20 protein-coding genes are annotated in these 26367 nt (G+C 63.2%); 6 read left to right on the top strand and 14 right to left on the bottom strand.

The genetic code is table 11. The features are described 5' to 3' along the window. Positions 1 to 52: 52 nt before the first annotated feature. On the bottom strand, positions 53 to 1069 hold the full coding sequence (locus ASS64_RS14700) for a serine hydrolase (RefSeq protein WP_067696096.1): 1017 nt from the start codon (positions 1067 to 1069) through the stop codon (positions 53 to 55). Between the two features lie 139 nt (positions 1070 to 1208). Next, on the bottom strand, positions 1209 to 1616 hold the full coding sequence (locus ASS64_RS14695; protein ID WP_067696093.1) for a host attachment protein: 408 nt from the start codon (positions 1614 to 1616) through the stop codon (positions 1209 to 1211). Between the two features lie 94 nt (positions 1617 to 1710). Between ASS64_RS14695 and ASS64_RS14690 the strand changes: the two genes are divergently transcribed. The 3 genes from ASS64_RS14690 to ASS64_RS14680 all read left to right on the top strand — a co-directional run bounded on the left by ASS64_RS14690 (position 1711) and on the right by ASS64_RS14680 (position 6698). Next, a complete protein-coding gene (locus tag ASS64_RS14690) occupies positions 1711 to 3069 on the top strand; it encodes a phosphotransferase (protein ID WP_369815377.1) in 1359 nt (452 codons plus the stop codon). Further along, positions 3069 to 4361: an acyl-CoA dehydrogenase family protein gene (locus ASS64_RS14685; protein WP_067696087.1), complete on the top strand. Its 1293-nt coding sequence runs from the start codon at positions 3069 to 3071 to the stop codon at positions 4359 to 4361. The genes ASS64_RS14690 and ASS64_RS14685 overlap by 1 nt, the downstream gene beginning before the upstream one ends. A gap of 90 nt (positions 4362 to 4451) precedes the next feature. Next, complete coding sequence (locus ASS64_RS14680; RefSeq protein WP_067696084.1) at positions 4452 to 6698, top strand: DUF305 domain-containing protein; 2247 nt, start codon at positions 4452 to 4454, stop codon at positions 6696 to 6698. 1 nt (position 6699) lies between these two features. Here ASS64_RS14680 and ASS64_RS14675 read toward each other — a convergent pair whose 3' ends face one another. From ASS64_RS14675 to ASS64_RS14650, 6 genes are all read right to left on the bottom strand, one after another. Then, positions 6700 to 7374, bottom strand: a complete 675-nt coding sequence (locus ASS64_RS14675; RefSeq protein WP_198147732.1) for an aspartyl/asparaginyl beta-hydroxylase domain-containing protein — start codon at positions 7372 to 7374, stop codon at positions 6700 to 6702. A 230-nt stretch (positions 7375 to 7604) separates the two neighbouring features. Continuing rightward, entirely contained in the window at positions 7605 to 8168 is a 564-nt protein-coding gene (locus ASS64_RS14670; protein WP_198147731.1) for a hypothetical protein, read from the bottom strand. Continuing rightward, positions 8159 to 8602, bottom strand: a complete 444-nt coding sequence (locus ASS64_RS14665) for a hypothetical protein (RefSeq protein ID WP_157075212.1) — start codon at positions 8600 to 8602, stop codon at positions 8159 to 8161. Before ASS64_RS14665 ends, ASS64_RS14670 begins: the two co-directional genes overlap by 10 nt. Positions 8603 to 8970: 368 nt before the next feature. Beyond that, the gene (groL, locus tag ASS64_RS14660; protein ID WP_067696076.1) at positions 8971 to 10623 is read right to left on the bottom strand and encodes a chaperonin GroEL; all 1653 of its coding nucleotides are present in this window, start codon (positions 10621 to 10623) and stop codon (positions 8971 to 8973) included. 53 nt (positions 10624 to 10676) lie between these two features. Continuing rightward, positions 10677 to 10964, bottom strand: a complete 288-nt coding sequence (gene groES / locus ASS64_RS14655) for a co-chaperone GroES (protein WP_067696073.1) — start codon at positions 10962 to 10964, stop codon at positions 10677 to 10679. Between the two features lie 150 nt (positions 10965 to 11114). Continuing rightward, the gene (locus tag ASS64_RS14650; protein WP_083508400.1) at positions 11115 to 12542 is read right to left on the bottom strand and encodes an MATE family efflux transporter; all 1428 of its coding nucleotides are present in this window, start codon (positions 12540 to 12542) and stop codon (positions 11115 to 11117) included. Positions 12543 to 12911: 369 nt separating this feature from the next. On the opposite strand from ASS64_RS14650, the gene ASS64_RS14645 reads away from it, so the two are divergent. Further along, a complete protein-coding gene (locus ASS64_RS14645; RefSeq protein WP_067696069.1) occupies positions 12912 to 13577 on the top strand; it encodes a hypothetical protein in 666 nt (221 codons plus the stop codon). 125 nt (positions 13578 to 13702) lie between these two features. On the opposite strand, the gene rplL is transcribed toward ASS64_RS14645, so the two are convergent. The 6 genes from rplL to ASS64_RS14615 form a co-directional block, all read right to left on the bottom strand. Further along, positions 13703 to 14083: a 50S ribosomal protein L7/L12 gene (gene rplL, locus ASS64_RS14640; RefSeq protein WP_067696066.1), complete on the bottom strand. Its 381-nt coding sequence runs from the start codon at positions 14081 to 14083 to the stop codon at positions 13703 to 13705. Between the two features lie 83 nt (positions 14084 to 14166). After that, entirely contained in the window at positions 14167 to 14682 is a 516-nt protein-coding gene (gene rplJ, locus ASS64_RS14635) for a 50S ribosomal protein L10 (protein WP_067696063.1), read from the bottom strand. Between the two features lie 308 nt (positions 14683 to 14990). Further along, positions 14991 to 15224, bottom strand: a complete 234-nt coding sequence (locus ASS64_RS14630) for a hypothetical protein (RefSeq protein WP_067696060.1) — start codon at positions 15222 to 15224, stop codon at positions 14991 to 14993. A 132-nt stretch (positions 15225 to 15356) separates the two neighbouring features. Beyond that, on the bottom strand, positions 15357 to 16394 hold the full coding sequence (locus tag ASS64_RS14625; protein WP_198147730.1) for a type 1 glutamine amidotransferase domain-containing protein: 1038 nt from the start codon (positions 16392 to 16394) through the stop codon (positions 15357 to 15359). Between the two features lie 50 nt (positions 16395 to 16444). After that, positions 16445 to 16651, bottom strand: coding sequence for a helix-turn-helix transcriptional regulator (locus ASS64_RS14620; protein WP_067696054.1), 207 nt, complete (start codon positions 16649 to 16651; stop codon positions 16445 to 16447). Next, positions 16651 to 17202 (bottom strand): DUF2975 domain-containing protein, encoded by a 552-nt coding sequence (locus ASS64_RS14615; protein WP_083508398.1) that lies wholly within the window; start codon positions 17200 to 17202, stop codon positions 16651 to 16653. The genes ASS64_RS14620 and ASS64_RS14615 overlap by 1 nt, the downstream gene beginning before the upstream one ends. Positions 17203 to 17718: 516 nt before the next feature. Here ASS64_RS14615 and rpoB point away from each other — a divergent pair. Beyond that, complete coding sequence (gene rpoB / locus ASS64_RS14610) at positions 17719 to 21927, top strand: DNA-directed RNA polymerase subunit beta (RefSeq protein WP_067696048.1); 4209 nt, start codon at positions 17719 to 17721, stop codon at positions 21925 to 21927. Positions 21928 to 21986: 59 nt separating this feature from the next. Beyond that, entirely contained in the window at positions 21987 to 26315 is a 4329-nt protein-coding gene (rpoC, locus tag ASS64_RS14605) for a DNA-directed RNA polymerase subunit beta' (RefSeq protein ID WP_067696045.1), read from the top strand. The last annotated feature ends 52 nt before the right edge of the window (positions 26316 to 26367 follow it).

Here is a 26367-nt window from a genome sequence, read left to right as displayed (position 1 = left end):
AAGGGCGGTGCCTTCCGGCGCCGCCCTTTTTCTTTGTTCGCAATATGCGCGCCTATTCGCCGCCGTAGTCGGCGGAGGCCCAATTCCGTCCGTCATCGGTGTTCGGGCCGAATCCGTAATAGAGCGCCTGGGTAATGTTCGAAATGCGCGCGTCGCGATTCGCGCGCGCTTCGAGCTTACGGCTGCGGCTGCCATTTTCGATCGCCATCGAGGGGCTCTGCCCCGTAACATAGATCGCGGCGGCGATCGCGCGACCGTCGGGCGTGTGGAAAATGCCGATGTCGCTTGCGGTGCGCGAAAGCGTGCCGGTCTTGTGCGCGAGATTGGCGCTCGCCGGAAGCGCGGATCGCATGCGCCTTTTGCCGGTCGTGGTTTCCTCCATCGCGTCGAGCAGCACCCTACGTGAATAGTCGCTCAGCCATTTGCCCTGGTAGATCCCGGCAAGTAGTTGGCCCATGGCGCGCGGGGTCGCACTGTCCTTGGCATCGACGCTCCAGGCCGGATCGACCCGGCCGTCCTCGCGGATCAACGTTGCGATGTCGCGTGTCAGTTGGAAGCCTTCGATTCCCGCATCCCGCATCCATTTGTTGACCGCGCGGGGGCCGCCGACCGCCTGCAGCAGCGCGTCGGTACAATCGTTGCAGCTCTTGGAAATCATCAGGCTGAGATGTTTGTAGGCGGGGAGATAGACCCTGCCCGGGCGCGGTAGGCGAAATTCGCTCGTCAGGCTCCAGCGTCCTTCGTCCACCCCGGCAAGGAAGACCGCCGCGATCGCCACCTTGCTGGTACTGGCCATCGGAAAGCGCTGGTCCGCCAGGACGCCGATTTCGCGCCCGGTCGACAGATCGATGGCGTAGACCCCGATCCGCCCATTGGAGCTATCCGCCAATTGCGCGAGCTGACGCTCGAGCGGCGTCGAATAAATCGCATCCAGCGTTTGCGGCGTCCGAAGCTCGGTCCCCAGCGCATTGTCGAACTGGGCTTCGAAACCATTGCCCTGCGCCAGCGCGGGAGTGGCAAGAGCCACGGCCCCGATCGCCAGCAGTCGTCCAAAAAGTCGTTTCCGCATTCCGCCCCTATACACTCTCCGTGGTTAGGCGAAGCTTAATGCCGACCGATTGTGTCGACACAAGGGCCGGGCGACGAAAAGTGGCGCAGGCGCGACAGGTTTGGCACGCGATGTGTTACTTTCGTACGGGATTTCTCCCTCAGGCCTTCGCAATGGCCTGCTCGATTCGCTCCGTCGTTTCGCCCGCCAAGGCTTTGTCGATTTCGCCAACGAGGCGCTTTTCCAGCTCCGAATGATAGTGACGCCGCATTTCACCCAGCGTCTTGGGATCGGCGATCACGAGCACATCGGTAATTTCGCCCGCAATCGACTTGGCGTTGAGCCATTCGGCGGCGGCTGCGCCATGCGCAAGCTCATCGAGATCGGTCCGACCGTGCCGCTGGCCGATATGATCCTGGTGCTTCACACCGGCGCTGAAATTCGTCGCCGACAGATCGGGCTTCTGAGCAGCATTCAGCTTGGGCTCGAGCGGCTTGCCACTGTTGCGCATGACGGTGAAATTCTCGCCGTCGACGATCGCGACATGGGCGTTGCTGGGTAGGCGCATAGGGGAGGTCTCCTCTACTGGTTTGCTTTGCCCTCTCAACGAGCCAGCCGCCTGAGAGGTCCGGGCTTGAGCGGCGAGGCGTTTCCCTGCACACATGAGCCGTATGGGAGAGATCGAAAGCGCCGAAGCGCTCGAGCAGGGACTGGCGAGGGCACTCGCGCGCGCCGGAAGGCAGGCGCCCGAGGGATTGAGGCGCCTTACCGGCGGGGCGACAATGGAAAGCTGGCGCTTCTCCAGCGGCGGCGAGGACTACGTCCTACGGCGCGCGCCGAGCCTTTCGTTCATGGAGGGACGCCCCTTCGGCCACGAAACCGAGGCGGCGATCATTCGTGCTGCGCATAGTGCCGGCGTGACCGCGCCCGAAATCATCGTCGAGCTCGAGCCGGGCGACGGGATCGGCAGCGGGTTCGTGATGCGCGCGCTTTCCGGCACGCCGGACCCGCGGGCGATCCTGAAAATGCGCGATCCGGATCGGTTGCTGCGCGAAGTGGCGCGCGATCTTGCGGGAATCCATGGCCTGCAACGCTCTGCATTGCCCAAAGACGTGCCCGAGATGGACTATGCCGAGGCAGTCGAGGAACTGGCCGAGCAGTTCGCGGAAGCGGGCGGCGACCGCCCGATCATCGCGCTCGGCCTCAAGTGGCTGCGAGACAACCTGCCCGCTCGCGTCGAACCCGTCCTCAACCATGGCGACTACCGCCTCGGCAATCTGCTGGCCGAGGATTCGCATCTGACCGGCGTGCTCGACTGGGAGCTCGCCCATTTCGGCGACCGGCACGAGGATCTCGCTTTCGGCTGCATGGCGGTCTGGCGTTTCGCCCGCGTCGACCGGCCCGCGCTCGGGCTGGGATCGCTGCAGGACTATGTCGATGCCTATGAGGCCGAAAGCGGCGCGACGGTAGATGCGAGGCGCTTCCGCTTCTGGCTGGTATATCGCACAGTATGGTGGGCCCTGGGCTGTCTGCGCATGGCAAGCTTCTGGCGCAGCGGCGATGACCGCATGCTCGAACGCGTCGTCATCTCGCGCCGCACGAGCGAGCAGGAACTCGACCTTTTGTTGCTGCTCGAGGAAGAGGCGCCGGAAGAGGAGCAGGCGCGGCCTGTGCCGCCGGCCGAGAAAAAGCTCGAACCGCTGGGCGAGGCGAGTGTCGGCGAAATCGCAACAGCCATTTCCGAGTGGCTGGCCACGGTTAAGGACCGGATGGAGGGACACGACCGTTTCCAGCTAGCCGTGGCGCGCAATGCGCTGGGCATGATCGCGCGCGGCGACTGCATCGAGGTCGAGTTCGACGATGAATTGCTCGCATGCGAGTTGCTCGAAGGCGGGCGCTCGCTGGCGACGCCCGGTCTGCTCGCGATGCTGCGGCGCACCGCGCTGGACAAGCTGGCAGCCGACGTGCCCAATTATCCCATGCTCGCGCTCGCACGCGCGAAATGGACAGGAGAGGATTGATGGATTTCGCGATTCCCGCCGAGCTCGAGGACTATTATGCCGAGCTCGAGGCCTTCATCGAGAACACGATCGAGCCGATGGTCGCGCGGGACGACAATATCCGTTTCTTCGATCATCGCCGCGAGGATGCGCGGACCGATTGGGACCGCGGCGGACTGCCAAGCCACGATTGGGAGGATCTGCTGCGCGAATGCCGCAAGGCGGCCGACCAAGCGGGGCACTGGCGCTTCTCCGCACCGAAGAAGTATGGCGGCCAAGACGGCTCGAACCTGTGGATGGCGGTGATCCGCGATCGCTTCGCCCAGCGCGGGCTGGGCCTCCACAACGATCTGCAGAACGAACACTCGATCGTCGGCAATTTCCCTTTCGTCGCCATGTTCGAGACCTTCGGAAGCGAAGAACAGAAGCAGGAATTCATCACCGGCGGTTTCGAGGGCACGCGCCGCGTCGCCTTCGGGCTGACCGAACCCGATCATGGCTCGGATGCGACCTGGATGGAAACCAGGGCGGTGCGCGAAACGCGCGATGGCGTCGACGGTTGGCTTATCAATGGCGAGAAGATGTGGATCACCGGCATGCATGTCGCCACGCATTGCGCCATGTTCGCGCGCACCGGCGGCGAGAACGGCGAGGCGAGCGGGATTACCTGTTTCATCGTACCCAACCCCACGCCGGGCCTCGAGATCGAGGAGTGGATGTGGACCTTCAATATGCCCACCGACCACCCGCGCCTGTCGGTCACCAACGTCTGGGTGCCCGACAGCGCGATCCTCGGTGTCGAGGGGCGCGGGCTCGCTCTGGCGCAGAGTTTCGTCCACCAGAACCGCATCCGCCAGGCGGCATCGAGCCTCGGCGCGGCACAGTATTGCGTGGAGGAAAGCGTGCGGTACGCCCGCGAGCGCAAGCCCTTTGGCGAGGAGCTGGCAAAGAACCAGGCAATCCAGTTCCCGCTGGTCGAGCTGGCGACGCAATGCGAGATGCTGCGCCTGCTGATCTACAAGACCGCGTGGGAGATGGACAATATGGCGCACGAGGAGATCGAGAAGACGATCTCCGACAAGGTTTCCATGTGCAATTACTGGGCGAACCGGCTGGTATGCGAGGCGGCCGACCGCGCGATGCAGGTGCATGGCGGGATCGGCTATTCGCGGCACAAACCGTTCGAGCATATCTATCGACACCACCGCCGCTATCGCATCACCGAGGGAGCGGAAGAAATCCAGATGCGCAAGGTCGCGGCCTATCTGTTCGGCTATCTCGGTCCGCGGCGCGGGTGCTTCGCTCGCACCTGATGGAGCGCGCTGGACCGTTCGCAGAATTCTCGCTTGACCCGGGCACGTGGAAGCGGCCTTTTGCGCGCTGCATTCTAGGGGACTGACAACATGAATCCGACGTTTCGGGCGCTGGCCGCCGGCCTGCTTCTTTCCACTTCCACCGCCGCGATCGCGCAGCAGGCGCCGATCGTTATGCCCGGCGCGCCGGGCGCCGCGCCGCGCGTGATCGACGAGGACGAAGCGATCCGGCTGTCCGACACGCGATTTTCGCCCGCCGACGTCACATTCATGCAGGACATGATCGTCCACCACCAGCAGGCGGTCGACATGGCCGCGCTGGTCGAGGGACGCAGCAACAATCCCGACCTTACCGCGATTGCCGGGCGGATCGATGCGAGCCAGGCGGACGAAATCCAGTTCATGCGCGACTGGCTGACCGAGCGCGGCCAGCCAGTCGCCATGCAGCACCATGCCGGGATGGACCACGCCGCGCATCATGCGAAGATGGGCATGGCGACGCCCGCGCAGATGGCCGAACTCGCCAGCCTCGAGGGGACTGATTTCGACCGCCTGTTCCTGCAGCTGATGGTCCGCCACCACGAAGGTGCGATCGAGATGGTCGAGGAACTCCACGACCAGCCCGGCACGGCTTACGACCCGGTCATGTTCGAATTCACCAACGATGTGGTGAAGGAGCAGGAAGCCGAAATCGAGCGGATGAACAGGGTCTTCGCCGGCCTCTCCAGCGATCCGCGCGCCACGCTCGCCGCCGGTTTCCGCGATGCCGGGGAAGCGATCAGCAATCTGCGTCTCGTCAGCGCGCAGCCCAAGCCGACCGGCTTCTTCGACCCCGACAATCCGGCGCAGCTCGCCCCGCGGATCGAAGACGATGAGGAAAGCGACGAGGAGTCCGGCGCCGAGGCGGGTGACGAGCCCGAACTGGTCGATGCCTCGCGTCCCGATATCCGCGACGAGGAAGACGAAGACGGCAATCCGCGTTTCGGCGAGCGCGGCTCGCTGCTCAGCTTCGCCAACACCGACATGGCCTTCAGCGGAGATCTGCTGGTGGCGGGCAATTACCACGGCTTCAACGCTTATCGCCTGGGCGACGACGGTGTGCCGCAGCTGGTCAGTTCGGTCGTCTGTCCGGGCGGGCAGGGCGACGTGTCGATCGTCGGCGACCTCCTGTTGATGAGCGTGCAGGACAGCCGCGCGCGCAAGGATTGCGGCCTGCAAGGCGTTGCCGACGACGTCAGCGACGAACGCTTCCGCGGCCTGCGTATCTTCGACATTTCCGACATCACCCGGCCGCGCCAGGTCGGCCAGGTTCAGACCTGTCGCGGCAGCCACACGCATTCGGTGGTCAGCGCCGATGCGGATCGCGTGGTGGTCTACAATTCGGGCACCAGCTTCGTGCGCGACGACAAGGAGCTGGCCGGCTGCTTCGAGCGCGGCGGCGACGATACGGCGCTGTTCAGCATCGACGTAATCGAGGTTCCGGTCGACAATCCGAGCGCCGCGCGAATCACCGACAGCCCGCGCATTTTCGCGCAGGACGGCCAGATCGCCGGCCTGTGGCGCGGCGGCGACCATGGCGAGGGGACGCAGGAAACCCGCCTGACCGACCAGTGCCACGACATCACCGTCTTCCCCGCGATGAACCTTGCCGCAGGCGCCTGTTCGGGCAACGGGATCCTCCTCGACATCGCGGATCCGCTCAAGCCGGTGCGCGTCGACGACGTTACCGACAAGGGCTTCGCCTACTGGCACTCGGCAACCTTCAACAATGATGGCACCAAGGTGCTGTTTACCGACGAGTGGGGCGGCGGTGGCCGTCCGCGCTGCCAGGCAGGCGATCCGCGCGACTGGGGCGCCAATGCGATCTATTCGATCGAGGATGGCAAGCTCAGGTTCGAAAGCCTCTACAAGCTGCCCGCGCCGCAGGGAGACAAGGAGAACTGCGTCGCGCATAATGGCTCGATCATCCCGGTACCGGGGCGCGATATCTTCGTCCAGGCGTGGTACCAGGGCGGGATCTCGGTGATCGACTTCACCGATGCGGCGAATCCGGTCGAGATCGCCTATTTCGACCGCGGCCCGGTCGATGAGGAACAGCTCATCACCGGCGGCTATTGGTCGGCCTATTGGTACAATGGCCGCATCTACGCCACCGAGATCACCCGCGGGCTCGACGTCTTCGCGCTGGAACCGAGCGAATTCCTCACCGCCGAGGAAATCGCCGCCGCCGAAGCGGCCCAGTATGAAGGCGAACTGTTCAACCCGCAGACGCAGACGCAGGTCACTTGGCCGGCGGAGGCGATTGCCGCAGCGGAGGCGAGCCGCAAGGGCGGCTGACCTACGCTTCGATCGCCTTTTTCACATCCTGCACGAAACCCGTGCGACGGATGATCGCATAGAGCAGCCGGGCCGCGATGCGGCCCGGCCAGCGCATCGGGCGGCGCACCTGGAGGAACAGCACGACTCGAGGGCTTGCGGTCTCGTTCCAGACCTCGTGCGGGTTGGTCTCGTCGAACACGAGCCATGCGCCCTCGTGCCAGCGCATCGGGCGGCCGTTGACTTCCATCTCGCAGCGGCCCGGGCCCTGCGGCACGGCGAGGCCGAGATGGCAGTTGAGCCAGGCCTTGGTCAGCCCGCGATGGCGCGGGACATGCGTGCCCGGCTCCATGATCGAGAAGAATGCCACGACCAGGCCCGGAATACGGTCGAGCATGGCTGCGGTCTTCGGGCAGCGCGCGCGGTTGGCCTGCGCCTTGAAGCCGTAGCCTTCGAAGAAGAAGCTCTTCCATGCCGAGGTGTTGGCGATCCGCCGGTGATCGGGCGACAGCTTGCCGAAGGCGGGAATGGCGCCCCGCTCGGCCAGCAAGGGTTCGAGTTCTGCCTGGACGGTCCGCCACTCGCGTTGCAGCTCGGCGAGGCAGGGAAGGTGCTCGGGTGCGAGGATATCCTCGTCGCCGATCAGCGACTGACGGGCAAACCAGCGATTGACCGGATCGCGCAATCGCTTGCCCACGCGGATCGGGGCCGATTGCCTCGGCCTCGTGTAGCGCTCCCGCGCATATAGTGTCCTGGCGCTATCGTAATGTCCTTGCCGCAAACCGAAGCCTCCGGCGAGACCGGTCCGGGAGGTCCGATTTTCGCCATCTCGCCTCATACGCGCCGTCTATCATGCGCTCAGACCGGCTGCTTGTGAGAATTCGACAAGCGTGCACGCATTTGTCAGGCGTGACGAGTCGGGCGGTGCTATTGCCGGCGGTTGGCGACCAGCCACCCTGCCAGTGTCAGTGCAAGTGCGAGAAGAGTCTCGGCCACAATCAGCATGATCGTGAGACCATGTGCCCGGTTGGCGTTCTGCTTCTTGATCATGCTCCTGACCTCGACTTTGTTCTCGGCACACCAAGCGAGATCGAGGCCCCCGCCATCGTCGAGCAATCGGGACAATTGCGCACTCGGCTCTTCGGGCTCGAGGATGAGGGATCGTGGATAGTCGACGCATTCGACCGCGATGGAGTGGCGCTTGACTTCACTTGCGAAGCGTGAGGACAAATATGTTCCGCCAGTGAGCATGGCGATGACGATGACGACCAGGATGGCTGGCTTCGTCTGTAGCACCCTGTCCGAAAGATAGACCAGCAGAAGGCCAAATACGATGACGGACAAGGTGGAGAGAAACGGTGGCAGTCCAGTGAGCGATTCGGGCAAATCGACGACATTCGAAATCGCGTAATACTTCGCCATTTCCGCGAAGAAGGCGACGCCCGCTCCGATTGCCATTTCGGTCGACTTGAATTGCTCGGCTATTGGCATGCGGCATATACGTCAGAGACGCCCTCCGGTGCCATGACCACGGTCGCGTTTGTCCGCCAGCTGGCCTTCCAGTGCTCGCGACCGTCGATTTCGCGCGCACACCACGGAATGATCCAGTATTCTTCCGAGACCTTGCCCAATTGGCCAAAGAATTCTCCTTCCATCGACACGCGGTTGCGATCGATCCCAATTGCAAGCATCCGAGCGATTCCCCGTCCCGCGTCGAACGGCTGCCGCCCGCCTTGGGTCGCGAAATGGCGAAACCGGCGTTTGTGGATCAGATAGAATGACAGGCCGGGCAGTCCGATTACCCGGACACACGGCTCCGGGACGGGAGCGCATGAGATTTCCGGGCCTGTCAATGCCAGGTTAGCCGGCTGGCGAAAGGTCTGGCTGGCTGGTAGCTCTACCGGCACAGGCTGGACGACTTCCATCGGTACGAACCGCAGCTCGGGTTCGGCGCTCCACGAATCCCCCCTTGTAACCGCGTCTGCGCTCTCTTCTTGCGCGACAGGCGGTGGAGGCTCCTCCGCCGGCATTGGGGCGGTTTGCGCCGTTAGGACTTGGGAATTTGTCGTTGCGATTGCTGCAATGACAGTGACTGCCAAACTGCTCCACGAACCCATCGCCGATGCCCCCCGTTGCAAACTCATGAATATGTAATGGTCCGACCATCAAGCATGTCAATGTTGCACGATCGATAGCCATTGCACGAGACCGCGACTGGCGCCGGAATAAGAAAGGCCCGGCAGGATCGCTCCTGCCGGGCCTCGTTCTTTGCGGTGAAGCTGGGTAGCTGGGCTTAGAAGCCCATGCCGCCGCCCATGCCGCCCATGCCGCCCATGTCGGGCATGCCGCCACCGGCAGGCTTGTCTTCGGGGATTTCCGTGATGGTCGCCTCGGTCGTGATCAGCAGGCCGGCCACCGAAGCGGCGTCCTGCAGCGCGGTGCGCACGACCTTGGTCGGATCGATCACCCCGGCATTGACGAGGTTTTCGTAAGTATCGGTCGCAGCGTTGAAGCCGAGCGTCTCGTCATTGGCGTCCACCAGCTTGCCTGCGACCACGGCACCGTCATGACCGGCGTTGGTTGCGATCTGGCGAACCGGCGCCTGCAGCGCACGGCGGACGATGTCGACACCGCGGGTCTGGTCGTCGTTCTCGCCTTCGAGGCCATTGAGCGACTTCGTAGCATAGAGCAGGGCCGTACCACCGCCCGGGACGATGCCTTCTTCGACGGCTGCGCGGGTTGCATGCAGCGCGTCGTCGACGCGGTCCTTACGCTCCTTCACTTCGACTTCGGTGGCACCGCCGACCTTGATCACGGCCACGCCGCCGGCGAGCTTTGCCAGGCGTTCCTGGAGCTTCTCGCGGTCGTAGTCGGACGAGGTGTTGTCGATCTGCGTGCGGATTTCCGAAACGCGGGCCTTGATGTCGGCTTCGTCACCGGCACCGTCGACGATGGTGGTGTTGTCCTTGTCGATGGTGACGCGCTTGGCTTCGCCGAGCATGCCGAGCGTGACGTTTTCGAGCTTGATGCCGAGGTCTTCGGAAATCATCTCGCCCTTGGTGAGGATCGCGATGTCCTGCAGCATGGCCTTGCGGCGATCGCCGAAGCCCGGAGCCTTGACGGCCGCGACCTTGAGGCCGCCGCGCAGCTTGTTGACCACGAGGGTGGCCAGCGCTTCGCCTTCGATGTCTTCCGCGATGATCAGCAGCGGACGGCCCGACTGGACGGCCGCTTCGAGCACCGGCAGCATCGACTGCAGGTTCGACAGCTTCTTCTCGTGGATCAGGATGTACGGGTTTTCGAGTTCGACCGTCATCTTGTCCGGGTTGGTGATGAAGTAGGGCGACAGGTAGCCGCGGTCGAACTGCATGCCCTCGACGGTTTCGAGCTCGAATTCGAGACCCTTGCTCTCGTCGACGGTGATCACGCCTTCCTTGCCGACCTTTTCCATGGCTTCGGCGATCTTTTCACCGACTTCACGGTCGCCATTGGCCGAAATCACGCCGACCTGCGAAATCTCCTCGCTGCCCGAGACGTCCTTCGAACGGCTCTTGAGGTCTTCGACAACCTTGGTGACGGCGAGGTCGATGCCGCGCTTGAGATCCATCGGGTTCATGCCGGCTGCGACCGATTTCATGCCTTCGGTCACGATCGACTGCGCGAGCACGGTCGCGGTAGTGGTGCCGTCACCGGCGGCGTCGTTCGCCTTCGATGCGACTTCCTTGATCATCTGCGCGCCCATGTTCTCGAACTTGTCCTTGAGTTCGATTTCCTTGGCGACGGTGACACCGTCCTTGGTGATGCGCGGGGCGCCGAAGCTCTTGTCGATCACGACGTTGCGGCCCTTGGGGCCGAGCGTGACTTTGACGGCATTGGCGAGGGTGTCGACGCCGCGCAGGATGCCTTCGCGCGCGTCGCGGCCGAACTTTACGTCCTTGGCTGCCATTGGTGTTTCTCCTGGAATTCTTGTGTCTGTCTGAAAGCGTCAGCGGGATCGGCTCAGCCGATGATCCCCATGATGTCGCTTTCCTTCATGATCAGCAGGTCTTCGCCATCGAGCTTGACCTCGGTGCCGGACCATTTGCCGAACAGCACGCGGTCGCCAGCCTTGACGTCGAGCGGGATACGATCGCCGTCATCGTCGCGGGCGCCATCGCCGACGGCGACGATTTCGCCTTCGCTCGGCTTTTCCTTGGCGCTATCGGGAATGATGATCCCGCCCGCGGTCTTTTCTTCGGCTTCGATGCGACGGACCAGAACGCGGTCGTGCAGCGGACGAAATGCCATAGTGATGACCTCTCTTCTAAGAGTGTGGAACAAGAGTTGGCACTCCCACTCCGAGAGTGCCAGCGAGGCGCATTTGGGGACGCCTTTTCGTCGAGTCAACGGGGCGTCGGCGAAAAAAGTTGCGATGCTTTCGCCGGGGTGTGCGCGTGTTCAGGCCAGGCGAGGGGGTCTGTCCGTCAGCCCGAGTCTTTCGCGCCGGTGCCAGCGCCAGCCGAGCAGCGCAGCGGCAACGGTGAGGCCGGTCGCGAGCCCGATCCACACGCCCACACCCTCGAGCGGAGTATAGAAGCCGAGGTAGAGCGACAGGCCGATGCCCGGCACCCAATAGGCGAAGGCCGCGATCCACATCGGGACCCGCGTATCCTGCAAACCGCGCAGCGCGCCCGCAGCGACCGCCTGCATGCCGTCGAACAGCTGGAAGGCCGCGGCGATCACGATGTATTGCAGCGCGAAGCCGACCAGCACCGCGTTCTTCGGGTCCCATGGGTCGACGTAGATCGCAATCAGAGGTTTGGGAATGACCACCATGGCGAGAGCGGTCAGCGCCATGAAGCCCGTGCCCACGACGATTGCGGTCCAGCCCGCGCGCTTCATCCCCTCGGCATCGCGCGCGCCATAGAAATAGCCCACGCGGATCGTCGCCGCCTGTCCGACGCCGAAAGGCACCTGGAAGGCGAGCGCGGCGATCTGCAGCGCCACGGTATGCGCGGCAAGCTGGCTCGCGCCGATATTGCCCATGAGGAAGGCGGCCGCCCCGAATATCCCGGCCTCTGCGGTGATCGTCAGCGCGATCGGCGTGCCCACGCGTGCGATATGCCAGAAGCGCGGCCAGTCGGGCGACCACCAGCGGCCGAAGATGCGATAGCGATGCAGCCGCGGGTCGAGCCGAATCGCGACGACATAGGCGAGGAGCGTGGTCAGCGTGGTTATGATCGTCGCCACCGCCGCGCCCTTGAGGCCCAGTTCAGGTGCGCCGAAATTGCCGAAGATGAAGGCGTAATTGGCAAGCGCATTGACGAATATTCCGCCAGCGGTGATCGCGGTCGCGAAAATCGGCCGGTCGAGCGTCGAGACGAAGCTGCGCAAAACGTTATTGAACAGCATCGGCACGAGGCTCAGCACCAGCAGCGTGTTGTATTCGATCGCCATGGCGACGATCTGCGGTTCCTGACCGGTCACGCGCATCAGCGGGCCGAGCAGCAAGCACAGGCCGATCCCGCCCACTCCGGAAAACAATGCCAGCCACAGCGCCATGCGCACCGAACGGCGCACGGGGCGCAGCGCGGGCGCGCGTTCGCCTAGCTCGGCGGCCGCGACCGGAGCGACCGCGCCGGTCAGGCCAGACAAGGCCCATAGCACGAGGCCGAATAGAGCGACGGCGAGCGCCGAAGCGGCCAACTGGTCCTCGCCCAGCCGCGCGATGAAGATCACGTCGATGGCATAGGTCAGCATCTGCAAAAGGTTCGCCGCCGCCAGCGGCCAGCTCAGCCGCAGCGTCGCGACCAGTTCGTCGCGCCAGCCGTCACCGCCCGGTTCCGCAATGGGGGGCGTGGGCTCCATGGCGGTCTCGTGCGTCATGCAGCCGGACCGGATAGGGCAAGGGGGGACGCCGCTCAAACCGTCGTACGGGCGAAAGCGCAATTCGCGTTTCCTATGGTGCGCACACGCCACACAGCCAAGCCTCTCATTTGGTTGGGGCCAGAGTTCGGTCCGGTGGGGATGTAATGGCTTTGCCTGCTTCCGATCGAGCCCTTCGGTGCGCGCAATACGGGGTCTGGCGATGCAGTGCTGGGGCGATCCCAGGCTGGTGCCGGCCACCGAGCCGGAAGACCGCAGGCCGGTCGCTCGAGCCGATTGCACGGGATCCGGTCGGATATGGATGCAAGGACATTTGGCCATCAGCGCACTCGCAGGCATCCATCGTCTGCAGCATGATGGAGAGAAATTATGGAAAATCCGGGTCCGGAAGAGCCGATCGGCGTATTGCGGGAATTCGTCAGCCGTTTCGGGGACAAGCGGCTGATGTCGACGAGCGCGAATGTGGTGACCTATACGGCTGCGCTATACAATGTGATCGGCAGCACCCACGACCCCAAGATCCCCGGCTATCCGAGCTGGACGTATCTGCTTCAGCAGCTCGGCATCGGCGTGGGCACCAATGACCATTGCTATGTCGATCCGCAGACGTCCGACCATTCCCATCCGGCATTTCAGGTGGGCGGGCATATGACGCCCAATATGGACGGCACCGTACCGTCGTCGAACATCTGTTATCTTATGCCGCTGTGCAAATGGCATAATGGCAAGGGCAACAATCATGTCGCCTTTGCGCATTCGCTGACCCAGATCCTCGAACTGCACGGATACATGACGAGTGAGCCCGCAGCGACCTTCATGGCGCGCTTGTCCGGCCAGGCGCCGGCAGCTTTGGTCTTTGCGGCGGACGAGGGGCTCAATTTCCAGACGCTCTCGGACGAGGATTTTACGCGGCTGCAATCCGGCTCGCTCGCCGATGCCATCGGGCCGCATGTTCCCGAAAACCACATCGTCCTGCGCCGTCGCGAGGACGGGAAGGGACTCTTTTATACCGTCGAGCAAACCCAGCTCGGCTAACCACGACTGGCCGCGGGCGATAAGGACCGACGAAAAAGGGCGGCGCCACCTGGCACCGCCCTTCGCGTGATCTCGCGAAACGAGATCGAAGCGTAAGCAGATCCCCGCCTGCGCGGGGACAGGGCTTACTTGAGCTCGACGGTACCGCCGGCTGCTTCGATCTTGCCCTTGATTTCTTCGGCTTCCGCCTTGTTGACGCCTTCCTTGAGCGGCTTGGGCGCGCCTTCGACGAGAGCCTTGGCTTCCGAGAGGCCCAGGCCGGTGATGGCGCGGACTTCCTTGATAACCTGGATCTTCTTGCCACCGTCGCCGGTCAGGACGACGTCGAATTCGTCCTTTTCTTCGGCAGCGGCGCCACCGTCGGGGCCACCAGCGGCGGGACCGGCAACGGCAACGGCAGCGGCGGCGCTAACGCCCCACTCTTCTTCGAGCGCCTTGGCAAGCTCAGCGGCTTCCATGACGGTCAGCTTCGACAGTTCTTCAACAAGCTTGGCGATATCGGCCATGATGTTTCACTCCAAATATAAGGCCGGGGTGTCCTGATGGACGAATGCCCCGATGAATATGTGTTCTGCGCGAGAACCAGCTCTTACGCGGCTTCCTTGGCGCCATAGGCACCGAAAACGCGTGCGAGCATCGAGGTGGGTTCCTTGACCGTGCGGACGACCTTGGTCGCCGGCGCGTTGAGGAGGCCCACGATCGTGCCACGAAGTTCGTCGAGGCTGGGCATCGAGGCGAGCGCCTTGACCCCTGCTTCGTCGAGCTTCTGCGCGCCCATCGAACCGCCGATGATTTCGATCTTGTCGGTGGTCTTGGCGAAGTCCACCACGGCCTTGGCCGCGGCAACCGGATCCTCGGAATATCCGAGGGCGGTCGGACCGGTCAGGTATTCGTCGATACCTGCATAGTCGGTGTCCTTCAGGGCGAGCTTGGCAAGACGGTTCTTCGCAACCTTGTAGGTTGCCCCTGCTTCACGCATCTTCGAGCGCAGTTCGGTCGACTGTTCGACCGTCAGGCCCAGGTTGCGGGTGACGACCACCACGCCGGCCTGGCTGAAGACATCGCTGAGCTGGGCGACCGCATCGGCTTTCTGCGAACGATCCATGCCATACTCCTTCACTATGGCCACCCGCTTGCGGCAGGCGACCGGCTACGTTTGTCCATTCCGGCGAACCGGAACGGGCGAGTCCGTTGATGGGGAAGGAGTGCGCCATCCGGCGCGAAACGGCGAGGCTTGCGCATCGCCGGAAAATCTCTGTTCCCCGTCTAGGCTGGAAATTAAGAAGGCCAGATTGCCTTCACCAACTGTCTCGGACGGATGAACGGGCAGAATCAAAGAGACCCGCCGTTCGGTGGCGGGCCTCTAAGGATTTCGGCGTCGGAGTCAAGCGTTCCGACACTTGCGGCAGCCTATCAGATGCCGTCGGCCTGTTCCTCAAGGGCTTCGGCCTCCTGTTCGAGCTCGGCGGATTCGCCGGTGTCTTCGGTCGCATCGGCCACGGCATCGAGCGCTTCGGCGCGTTCGTCCATCACCTCCGCCTCGGCCTCGGCGATATCGTCGATTTCCTCGCCAGCCTCTTCAGCCGGGCCGTCGCAGGCGGAAAGGGCGAACAGTGCGGGCACGGCGACAAGCATGATCTTCTTCATAAAAACTCCCCTGTTGGAACCGGCATCAGTCATGACCGGTATTGATCGACAACGCGGCACCTGCCTTGCCGGTTCCGCTGCCCCCGCACGCTTGGCAGGCAGGCGCCCAGTGTACGTGGCGGGGAGAGCCGATCACGAAAGCCCCTCCAGTCGACGTCGCGCTTCGGCGATCACTCCCTCGAATTCGGGCATCTGGAGATGGGGGAATGCAAGTTCCATCACCGCTATGGCCTGGGCGAGCGCCGCCCGGTCGATGGTCTCCTCCAGCGAGCGATAGTACCCCCACGCCGCGATCAACATCGGGTCGAGTGCCGCGGGGTCCTCGGCAAGCGCCTGGGCGAGCGGAGCGCGGTCGCCTTCGGCGAACTGACGCACCAGTTCCATGCTGCGCTCGTCGGCCCAAGGCTCACGCGCCTTGGGAGCCTGACCGAGCGCGCGGATCATGGCATCGGCGGTGCGAGCGACCGAGAACGGGTTCTGCCCGGTCACGATCCTGCCATCGGTCGCAACGTGAGGGGTCATGATCGGCCCTTCGCTGAACGTCGCCCCGATCCTGCGCAGCTCGCTTTCGAGCAGAAAGGGGAAGTGCGGCACCCATTTCTTGCCGAAGCTGCTTTCCTCTTCGTCGGTGAACCCGGCGAGCATTCTGCCTGCGACGAAGTGCGATCCGTCCTCGGTCCGCATGCGAGCCAACACTGCGGGGCCGTGACAGACGGCGGCGATCACGCCCTCCCGTTCGTAGGTGTCGGCCAGTATCTGCTGGAGCACCTGGCTGAACGGCAGGTCCATCATCGCGCCCTTGCCGCCGATCACCAGCACGCCTGTGTATCTATCGCCCATTCCGGTCTCGAGCATCAGCGTCGAGGCCAGCTTGGACTGGGCAATAGGGTCGGCGAGGAATGCGGCATTATAGGCTTTTTCGGCGTCGAACTTGTCGGCGACCACCGCACCGCCTGACGGGCTGGCGATGTCCACTTCGAAACCGTTGTCCCGCAGGACCAGCCAGGCCTGTGACAATTCGTCCATTTCGTATCCGGGCTGGCTTTCGCCGCCGTCCCGGCCGTGGCTGCTCACAACCAGCAGGATGCGGTCGGACTGGCCCGTCTCCGCAGCAATCGCGTGGGGACTTACCAGCAATAGGGTCAGGGCAAGCAGTATCATGCGTATCATCACACGCTCCTTGGTGTTTAACGTAAAAGAGACAGTCGGCGGGGTGTCGGTCAGCTGTCCTTGTAGCCGAGCAGGTCGCCCGGCTGGCATTCGAGCTCGCGGCAGATCGCGTCGAGCGTCGAGAACCGGATCGCTTTCGCTTTGCCGGTCTTGAGGATCGATAGGTTGGCGAGGGTGAGGCCGACCCGGTCGGCCAGCTCGGTCAGCGTCATGCCGCGCTGCTGGAGCAATTCGTCTAATTTGACGGTAACAGGCATCAGACGGTCCCCTCCAGATCTTCTCTCATCGAGGTTCCGTGGCGGAAGATGCGGGCGAGCAGGAACAGGATGACCACGAGGAGGATGCCGCCAATGTCGATGCCGCTGCCGATGCCGACCCGCAGCGTGTCGAGGCCCTGGGCGATCCGGCTAAAACGTTCCGCCATCGCCCATGTGGGGTGGAGCAGGACTTGCACTAGCAACATCAGCCACGCCATTCGCCCGAGGCGGTCGGCATTGATGGGAGCAAAGGGATCGCCCCTCCCGGCCGTCGCGATGATGCGGCGGAGCTGGTCGAAGAAGACCAACAGTGCGGCGACGATGACCAGGGCGAGCGCGACCGCACCCAGCAGGGTGGACAGTGGGAAGATCGCCGCCGGATCGCCCAGCGCCTCGGCATAGTCGATCGAAATCTTGTCGCGATTCGCGATGGCGGTTCCGCCGGCCAGGGCAAGCGCCACGGCTGCGATCGCCATTGTCGCCTGGGCAAGCACGGCGAGCACCTTGCCTGCCAAAAGCAACAGGTCGTTGGGGCGTGTCAATTCTGGCATGGGGCCTCCTTGGTTGGCAGCGCCTGCGCTGGACTGCGCTTTCGCTGCGATTTCGAATGGATTTGCAGTTTCACGGGTTGCTCCCCTTGGCGTGTGATATCGATATTCGATAATAGCAGTGGACCTTATCGTCAATCGATAATATCGATAAACGATAATTACACTGTGAATCGCACTGCTATTCGGATCGGACGCGGTTCTTCGATGGTCACCCGAGCCCCGCAGTGCGCTTCGGTGTTTGACTCGCGGCGCCGCAATTCCTACATGGCCTCCCGACCGCACGCTTCGAGCGAGTCCGATTCATGCGCGGGGATCGGGCACAGGATGGAAGCGGCGTTTCCATATTCGCGACGCTTGAGAAGCTGCAGCAGGCATGCCGGGACCGGTGTGCGTCACGCTGCGGCCTTTTCGCGTCCCGGCTATGATCTCACGCGCATGAGACACGAATTCCGAGGGGTTGTCCGCCCAGAGACGCGGACGATCTCCGGCGCACACGAGAAGAGGTAACTACCCCTTATGGCTACCAAGGCGAAGGCTCCGAAGAAGACCCGGGGCACGAACGCGCAGGGCACGGCGAAGCGTCGTATCCGCAAGATCTTCGGCGACATCCACGAAGTCGTCGACATGCCGAACCTGATCGAGGTCCAGCGCGAGAGCTACGAACAGTTCCTGCGCTCGAACAAGGAGATCGACTACGTCTCCGGCCTCGAAAAGACGCTGCGTTCGGTGTTCCCGATCCGCGACTTCGCCGGCACTGCCGAACTCGACTTCGTCCATTACGAACTCGAAGCGCCGAAATACGACATCGTCGAATGCCGCCAGCGCGGCATCACCTATGCCGCACCGATGAAGGTGACGCTGCGCCTGATCGTCTTCGAGGTCGACCAGGAAACCGAGACCCGCTCGGTCCTCGATATCAAGGAGCAGGACGTCTACATGGGCGACATGCCGCTCATGACGGGTAACGGCACCTTCGTCATCAACGGTACCGAGCGCGTGATCGTCTCGCAGATGCACCGTTCGCCGGGTGTGCTGTTCGACCACGACCGCGGCAAGACTCACAGCTCGGGCAAGCTCCTCTTCGCTGCCCGGATCATCCCCTATCGCGGTAGCTGGCTCGACTTCGAGTTCGACGCCAAGGACATCGTCAACGTGCGTATCGACCGCAAGCGCAAGCTGCCGGTCACCGCGCTGCTGTTCGCACTCGGCCTCGACAGCGAAGACATCCTCGACCATTTCTACGACACCGTCACCTGGAAGCGTTCGACCGGCAAGAAGGGCGAAGGCTGGACCATTCCCTTCGTCGCCGAGAACTGGCGCGGCCAGAAGCCGGCCTTCGCGCTGGTCGATGCCAAGACCGGTGAGGAAGTCTTCCCTGCCGGCCAAAAGATCAGCCCGCGTGCAGCCAACAAGGCGGCCAAGGACGGTCTCGAGACGCTGCTGCTGCCGACCGAGGAAATCTTCGGTCGCTATGCTTCGCGCGACATGATCGACGAGAAGACCGGCCGCATCTACATCGAGGCGGGCGACGAGGTCTCTGCCGAGAACCTCGAAGTGCTCGATGCCGCCGGCATCGACGCGATGGAGCTGCTCGATATCGACCACGTGACCACCGGTCCGTGGATCCGCAATACGCTCAAGGTCGACAAGGCCGAGAACCGCGACGAGGGCCTCGAGGCCATCTACAAGGTCATGCGCCCGGGCGAACCGCCGACCAAGGAAACCGCCGAAGCCCTGTTCGAAGGCCTCTTCTTCGATGGCGAGCGGTATGACCTGTCGGCCGTCGGCCGCGTCAAGCTCAACATGCGTCTCGAACTCGACGCCGAAGACACCGTCACCACGCTGCGCAAGGAAGACATTCTCGCCGTGGTCAAGGAACTGGTCGACCTCAAGGACGGCAAGGGCGATGTCGACGACATCGACAACCTCGGCAACCGCCGCGTACGTTCGGTCGGCGAACTTCTGGAAAACCAGTACCGCGTCGGGCTGCTGCGCATGGAGCGCGCGGTCAAGGAGCGCATGAGCTCGGTCGACGTCTCGACCGTCATGCCCAACGACCTCATCAACGCGAAGCCCGCCGTGGCCGCAGTGCGCGAGTTCTTCGGTTCCTCGCAGCTCTCGCAGTTCATGGACCAGACCAACCCGCTGTCGGAAGTCACCCACAAGCGCCGCGTTTCAGCGCTTGGCCCGGGCGGCCTTACCCGTGAGCGTGCCGGCTTCGAAGTGCGCGACGTCCACCCGACGCACTATGGCCGCATCTGCCCGATCGAGACGCCCGAAGGCCCGAATATCGGCCTCATCAACTCGCTTTCGACCTTCGCGCGCGTCAACAAATACGGCTTCATCGAAACGCCGTATCGCAAGGTCGTCGACAACAAAGTGACGAGCGAAGTCGTCTACCTGTCGGCGATGGAAGAGCAGAAGCACACGGTGGCGCAGGCTTCGGCCGATCTGACCGAAGACGGCTCGTTTGTCGAAGAACTGGTCTCGGCTCGTCACGACGGCGACAACCTGATGGCGCCGCGCGACACCATCACGCTGATGGACGTTAGCCCCAAGCAGCTCGTCTCGGTCGCCGCATCGCTTATTCCGTTCCTGGAAAACGATGACGCCAACCGCGCGCTGATGGGCTCGAACATGCAGCGCCAGGCCGTGCCGCTGGTCAAGGCGGAAGCGCCCTGGGTCGGCACCGGCATGGAAGAAACCGTTGCGCGCGATTCGGGCGCAGCCATCGCGGCGACCCGCGGCGGCATCGTCGACCAGGTCGACGCGACGCGTATCGTGATCCGCGCGATCGGCGATGTCGAACCCGGCCAGTCGGGCGTCGACATCTACACGCTGCAGAAGTTCCAGCGTTCGAACCAGAACACCTGCATCAACCAGCGCCCACTGGTGAAGGTGGGCGAGACGGTCGAGCCCGGCGACATCATCGCCGACGGTCCTTCGACCGATCTCGGCGAACTGGCGCTGGGCCGCAACAGCCTGGTCGCCTTCATGCCCTGGAACGGCTACAACTACGAGGATAGTATCCTCATTTCCGAGCGTATCGTGAAGGACGACGTCTTCACCTCGATCCATATCGAGGAATTCGAAGTCATGGCGCGCGACACCAAGCTCGGCCCCGAAGACATTACCCGCGACATCCCCAATGTCGGCGAGGAGGCCCTGCGCAACCTCGACGAAGCGGGCATCGTCTATATCGGCGCCGAAGTGCACCCGGGCGATATCCTGTGCGGCAAGATCACGCCGAAGGGCGAAAGCCCGATGACGCCGGAAGAAAAGCTCCTGCGCGCCATCTTCGGCGAAAAGGCCAGCGACGTGCGCGACACCTCGCTCCGCCTGCCGCCGGGCGTGGCCGGCACGGTCGTCGAAGTCCGCGTCTTCAACCGCCACGGTATCGAGATCGACGACCGTACGCGTGCGATTCAGAACGAGGAAATCGAACGCCTCCGCAAGGATTCGAACGACGAACGCGCCATCCTCAACCGCGCGACCTACAACCGCCTGCGCGACATGCTGGTCGGCCAGACGGCTTCGGCAGCGCCCAAGGGCGTCAAGAAGGGCACCGAGATCACCGAAGAGGTGCTCGAGGGTGTCGACAAGCACGAGTGGTTCAAATTCGCCGTGGCCGACGACGGTCGCCAGGCGCAGCTCGAAGCGGTCAAGTCGCAGTACGACGAAGCGGTCAAGTTCATCGAAGAGAAGTTCGAGGACCGCAAGGAAAAGCTCGAGCGTGGTGACGAACTCGCCCCGGGCGTGCTCAAGATGGTCAAGGTCTTCGTCGCGGTGAAGCGCAAGCTGCAGCCGGGCGACAAGATGGCCGGCCGCCACGGGAACAAGGGCGTCATCAGCCGCATCCTGCCGGTCGAGGACATGCCGTTCCTCGAAGACGGGACACCGGTCGACATCGTCTTGAATCCGCTGGGCGTGCCGTCGCGCATGAACGTCGGGCAGATCTTCGAAACGCACCTCGGCATGGCGGCCCGCAATCTGGGCCATCAGATCGGCGAGCAGCTCGAAGAGTGGAAGCGTGCCAATCCGAATGCGGCGGAAGACTATGCCAAAGCCAAGCCGCCCGAGGCCGTGGTCGAGCGTCTGAAGACGGTTTACGGCGATGAGTATCACGAAGCGATCGACAGCCGTTCGACCGCCGAAGTGGTCGAACTGGCCGGCAACCTCACCGCAGGTGTCCCCATGGGCACACCGGTGTTCGACGGTGCACGCGAAGGCGATGTCACGGTCGAGCTCGAAAAGGCCGGGCTCCACAGCTCGGGCCAGTCGGTGCTGTTCGACGGACGCACGGGTGAAGCCTTCGACCGCAAGGTCACCGTGGGCATCATCTACATGCTCAAGCTGCATCACCTCGTCGACGACAAGATCCACGCCCGTTCGATCGGCCCCTACAGCCTCGTCACCCAGCAGCCGCTGGGCGGTAAGGCGCAGTTCGGCGGCCAGCGCTTCGGGGAAATGGAGGTCTGGGCGCTCCAGGCCTACGGCGCCGCCTACACGCTGCAGGAAATCCTCACGGTGAAATCGGATGACGTGATCGGCCGTACCAAGGTCTACGAAGCGATCGTCAAGGGCGACGACACCTTCGAGGCGGGCATTCCCGAGAGCTTCAACGTGCTCGTCAAGGAAATGCGCAGCCTGGGCCTGAACGTCGAGTTGAAGTCGCTCAGCGACGACGACGAGGACGACGACGGCTTCGCGATCGCGGCGGAATAGGGGGGCCACGCGCTCCCCACCCCCGCCCACAAGGAATTCACCCGCTAAGGGAATAAGTCATGAACGAACTGACCAAATTCACCAACCAGCTCGCGAAGCCCGAGACTTTCGACGAGATCCAGATCGGCATCGCCAGCCCCGAGCGCATTCGCTCGTGGTCCTTCGGCGAAATCAAGAAGCCGGAAACGATCAACTACCGCACGTTCAAGCCCGAGCGTGACGGCCTGTTCTGCGCGCGCATCTTCGGTCCGGTGAAGGACTATGAGTGCCTCTGCGGCAAGTACAAGCGCATGAAATACAAGGGCGTCGTCTGCGAAAAGTGCGGCGTCGAAGTGACCGTGACCAAGGTTCGCCGCGAGCGCATGGGCCATATCGAACTGGCCGCGCCGGTTGCGCATATCTGGTTCCTCAAGTCGCTGCCGTCGCGCATCGGCCTGCTGCTCGACATGCAGCTCAAGCAGCTCGAGCGCGTGCTGTACTTCGAAAGCTACATCGTCACCGAGCCCGGCCTGACGCCGCTGGAGAAGTTCCAGCTCCTCACCGAGGACGAACTGCTCGAAGCGCAGGACGAGTATGGCGAAGACGCTTTCAGCGCCGGCATCGGTGCCGAAGCGGTCAAGATCATGCTGATGGATCTCGATCTCGAACAGGAGAAAGAGGATCTGCTGGAAGAGCTCGCGACCACAAAGTCGAAGCTCAAGCCGGCCAAGATCATCAAGCGTTTGAAGGTCGTCGAGAGCTTCATCGAATCGGGCAACCGTCCCGAATGGATGATCCTCGAAGTCGTTCCGGTCATTCCGCCCGAACTGCGCCCGCTGGTGCCGCTGGACGGTGGCCGATTCGCGACGTCGGATTTGAACGACCTCTATCGCCGCGTCATCAACCGTAACAACCGTTTGAAGCGCCTCATGGAGCTGCGCGCACCGGACATCATCGTCCGCAACGAAAAGCGCATGCTGCAGGAAGCCGTCGACGCACTGTTCGACAACGGCCGCCGCGGCCGTGTGATCACCGGCGCCAACAAGCGTCCGCTCAAGTCCCTGTCTGACATGCTCAAGGGCAAGCAGGGCCGCTTCCGCCAGAACCTTCTGGGTAAGCGCGTCGACTATTCGGGCCGTTCGGTCATCGTGACCGGCCCCGAACTCAAGCTGCACCAGTGCGGCTTGCCGAAGAAGATGGCGCTCGAGCTGTTCAAGCCGTTCATCTACGCCCGCCTCGACGCCAAGGGTCTTTCGATGACCCTCAAGCAGGCCAAGAAGTGGGTCGAGAAGGAACGCAAGGAAGTTTGGGACATCCTCGACGAGGTGATCCGCGAGCACCCGGTTCTGCTGAACCGCGCGCCGACGCTTCACCGTCTCGGCATCCAGGCGTTCGAACCCGTGCTGATCGAAGGTAAGGCCATCCAGCTTCACCCGCTGGTCTGCTCGGCCTTCAACGCCGACTTCGACGGTGACCAGATGGCGGTCCACGTGCCGCTCAGCCTCGAGGCGCAGCTCGAAGCGCGCGTCCTGATGATGTCGACCAACAACATCCTCTCGCCCGCCAACGGCAAGCCGATCATCGTGCCTTCGCAGGACATGGTGCTGGGTCTCTACTACCTGTCGATGGAACGGCAGGAGAAGAAGCCCGAGTTCGCCGAGGATGCCGACGGCAACAAGGTCGAAAAGCTGCCGATGTTCTCGGACATGGCCGAGGTCCACCAGGCGCTCGAAACCAAACAGGTCTCGCTGCACACCAAGATCCTCGCCCGGGTTCCGCAGGCGGATGAGGACGGCAAGATCGAAATGAAGCGTTTCGAGACGACTGCCGGCCGCATGCTGATCGGCGAATGCCTGCCGAAGAACCACAAGGTTCCCTTCGACATCGTCAATCGCCTGCTGACCAAGAAGGACATCGCAGACGTCATCGACGAGGTCTATCGCCACACCGGCCAGAAAGACACGGTGCTGTTCGCCGACGCGATCATGTCGCTCGGCTTCCGTCACGCATTCAAGGCCGGCATCTCCTTCGGCAAGGATGACATGATCATCCCCGAGGAGAAGGTGGAGCTGGTCGAGACGACCAAGAACATGGTCGCCGATTACGAGCAGCAGTATCAGGACGGCCTGATCACCCAGCAGGAAAAGTACAACAAGGTGATCGACGCCTGGAGCCGCTGCGGCGACCAGGTGGCCGATGCCATGATGGAGAAGATCAAGGCCCGCCCGATCGACAAGGACGGCCTCCAGGCCGAGATCAACTCGATCTACATGATGAGCCATTCGGGCGCGCGTGGTAGCCCGGCGCAGATGAAGCAGCTCGCCGGTATGCGTGGCCTGATGGCCAAGCCGTCGGGCGAGATCATCGAGAACCCGATTATCTCGAACTTCAAGGAAGGCCTCAACGTCCTCGAATACTTCAACTCGACCCACGGTGCCCGCAAGGGTCTCGCGGATACGGCGTTGAAGACGGCGAACTCGGGTTACCTGACCCGCCGCCTCGTCGACGTGTCGCAGGACTGCACCATCGTGGTCGAAGACTGCAAGACCGAGAATTCGCTCGACATGCGCGCCATCGTGCAGGGCGGCTCGGTCATCGCATCGCTGGGCGAACGTATCCTGGGCCGCACCGTGGCCGAGGACATCGTCAATGCCGCGACCGGCGCGGTCATCGCGAAGGCCGGTACGCTGCTCGACGAACCGATGATCAAAATCATCGAGGAAGCGGAAGTGCAGGTCGCCAAGATCCGCAGCCCGCTGGTCTGCGAAGCGCAGCAGGGCGTTTGCGCCACCTGCTATGGCCGCGACCTCGCGCGTGGTACGCCGGTCAACATCGGCGAGGCCGTCGGCGTCATCGCGGCACAGTCGATCGGTGAACCCGGCACCCAGCTGACCATGCGTACCTTCCACATCGGCGGAGCCGCACAGCTCAACGAGACCTCGCATCTCGAAGCCGTGTCGGACGGCAAGGTCGTCTATCGCGACATGCCGACCATCACCGACAAGAAGGGTCGTATTCTGTCGCTCGCCCGCAATGGCGAACTGGCAGTGATCGACGCCGAAGGCCGCGAGCGCGAAATCCACAAGGTGCCCTACGGTACCGTGCTGATGCACAAGGATGGCGCCAAGGTGAAGGAAGGCGATCGTCTGGCCGAATGGGATCCGTTCAGCCTGCCGATCATCACCGAGCAGTCGGGCGTGGTCCGTTATCAGGACCTCGTCGACGGCACGACCATGGAAGAACGCGTCGACGATGCCACCGGTATCGCCCAGCGTGTGGTTACCGAAACCAAGACCACCGGCCGCAAGAAGAACGAGGATCTGCGTCCGCGCCTGACCCTGTTCAACGATGCGGGCGACGACAGCGAGGCCGCGCGCTACATGCTGGCGCCCGGTACCGCGCTGTCGGTCGAGGACGGCCAAGAGGTCGAAGCGGGCGATATCCTTGCCCGTGCCAGCCGCGAAGCCGCCAAGACGCGCGACATCACCGGCGGTCTGCCGCGGGTTGCCGAGCTGTTCGAAGCGCGTCTTCCGAAGGACAATTCGGTCATCGCCAAGATTTCGGGCAAGATCGAATTCGTTCGCGAATACAAGGCGAAGCGCAAGATCGCGATCGTGCCGGAGGAAGGCGATGCAGTCGAGTACCTGATCCCCAAGACCAAGGTGATCGACGTGCAGGAAGGCGACTTCGTGAAGAAAGGGGACACCCTGATTTCCGGTTCGCCCAACCCGCACGACATCCTCGAGGTTCTGGGCGTCGAGGCGCTGGCCGAGTATCTCGTGAACGAGATCCAGGAAGTCTATCGACTGCAGGGCGTGAAGATCAACGACAAGCACATCGAGGTGATCGTTCGCCAGATGCTGCAGAAGGTCGAGATCACCGACGGTGGCGATACGGTGCTACTGCCGGGCGAACAGGTCGATTTGGAAGAGCTGAACGAGACCAATGCCAAGCTGGGCCGGAACAAGCAGCCGGCAGTCGGCACGCCGATCCTGCTGGGCATCACCAAGGCCTCGCTGCAGACGCGTTCGTTCATCTCGGCCGCATCCTTCCAGGAAACCACGCGCGTGCTCACCCAGGCCGCGGTCGAGGGCAAGAAGGACACGCTGGTCGGTCTGAAGGAGAACGTGATCGTCGGCCGCCTCATCCCCGCCGGCACCGGCGCGGGCATGAACCGCATGCGCATCACTGCCTCGAGCCGCGATGCCGCGCTGCGCGCCCAGTGGAAAAAGGCCCAGGAAGCGATCATCGCTGCCCAGACCGCCGAGGAAGAGCACGAAGCGGAGCTCGCCCAGGGCCCCGAAGCGGCGATCGGCGACGATCCGCTGGCGAGCATGGAGGGCGAAACCCACGGCACCGATGCCGACGCGGGTGACTACCTCAATGAAGATGCCAAGGACGGCGAATAAGCCTTACTGGTCAATGTAACAGTAAAAGGCCCCGTCGGAGCGATCCGGCGGG

Source organism: Erythrobacter sp. AP23 (assembly GCF_001542855.1).
Taxonomy (GTDB): domain Bacteria; phylum Pseudomonadota; class Alphaproteobacteria; order Sphingomonadales; family Sphingomonadaceae; genus Qipengyuania.
The sequence above is the reverse complement of the archived record's forward strand: the minus strand, read 5'-3'. Positions and strand labels throughout refer to the sequence as shown.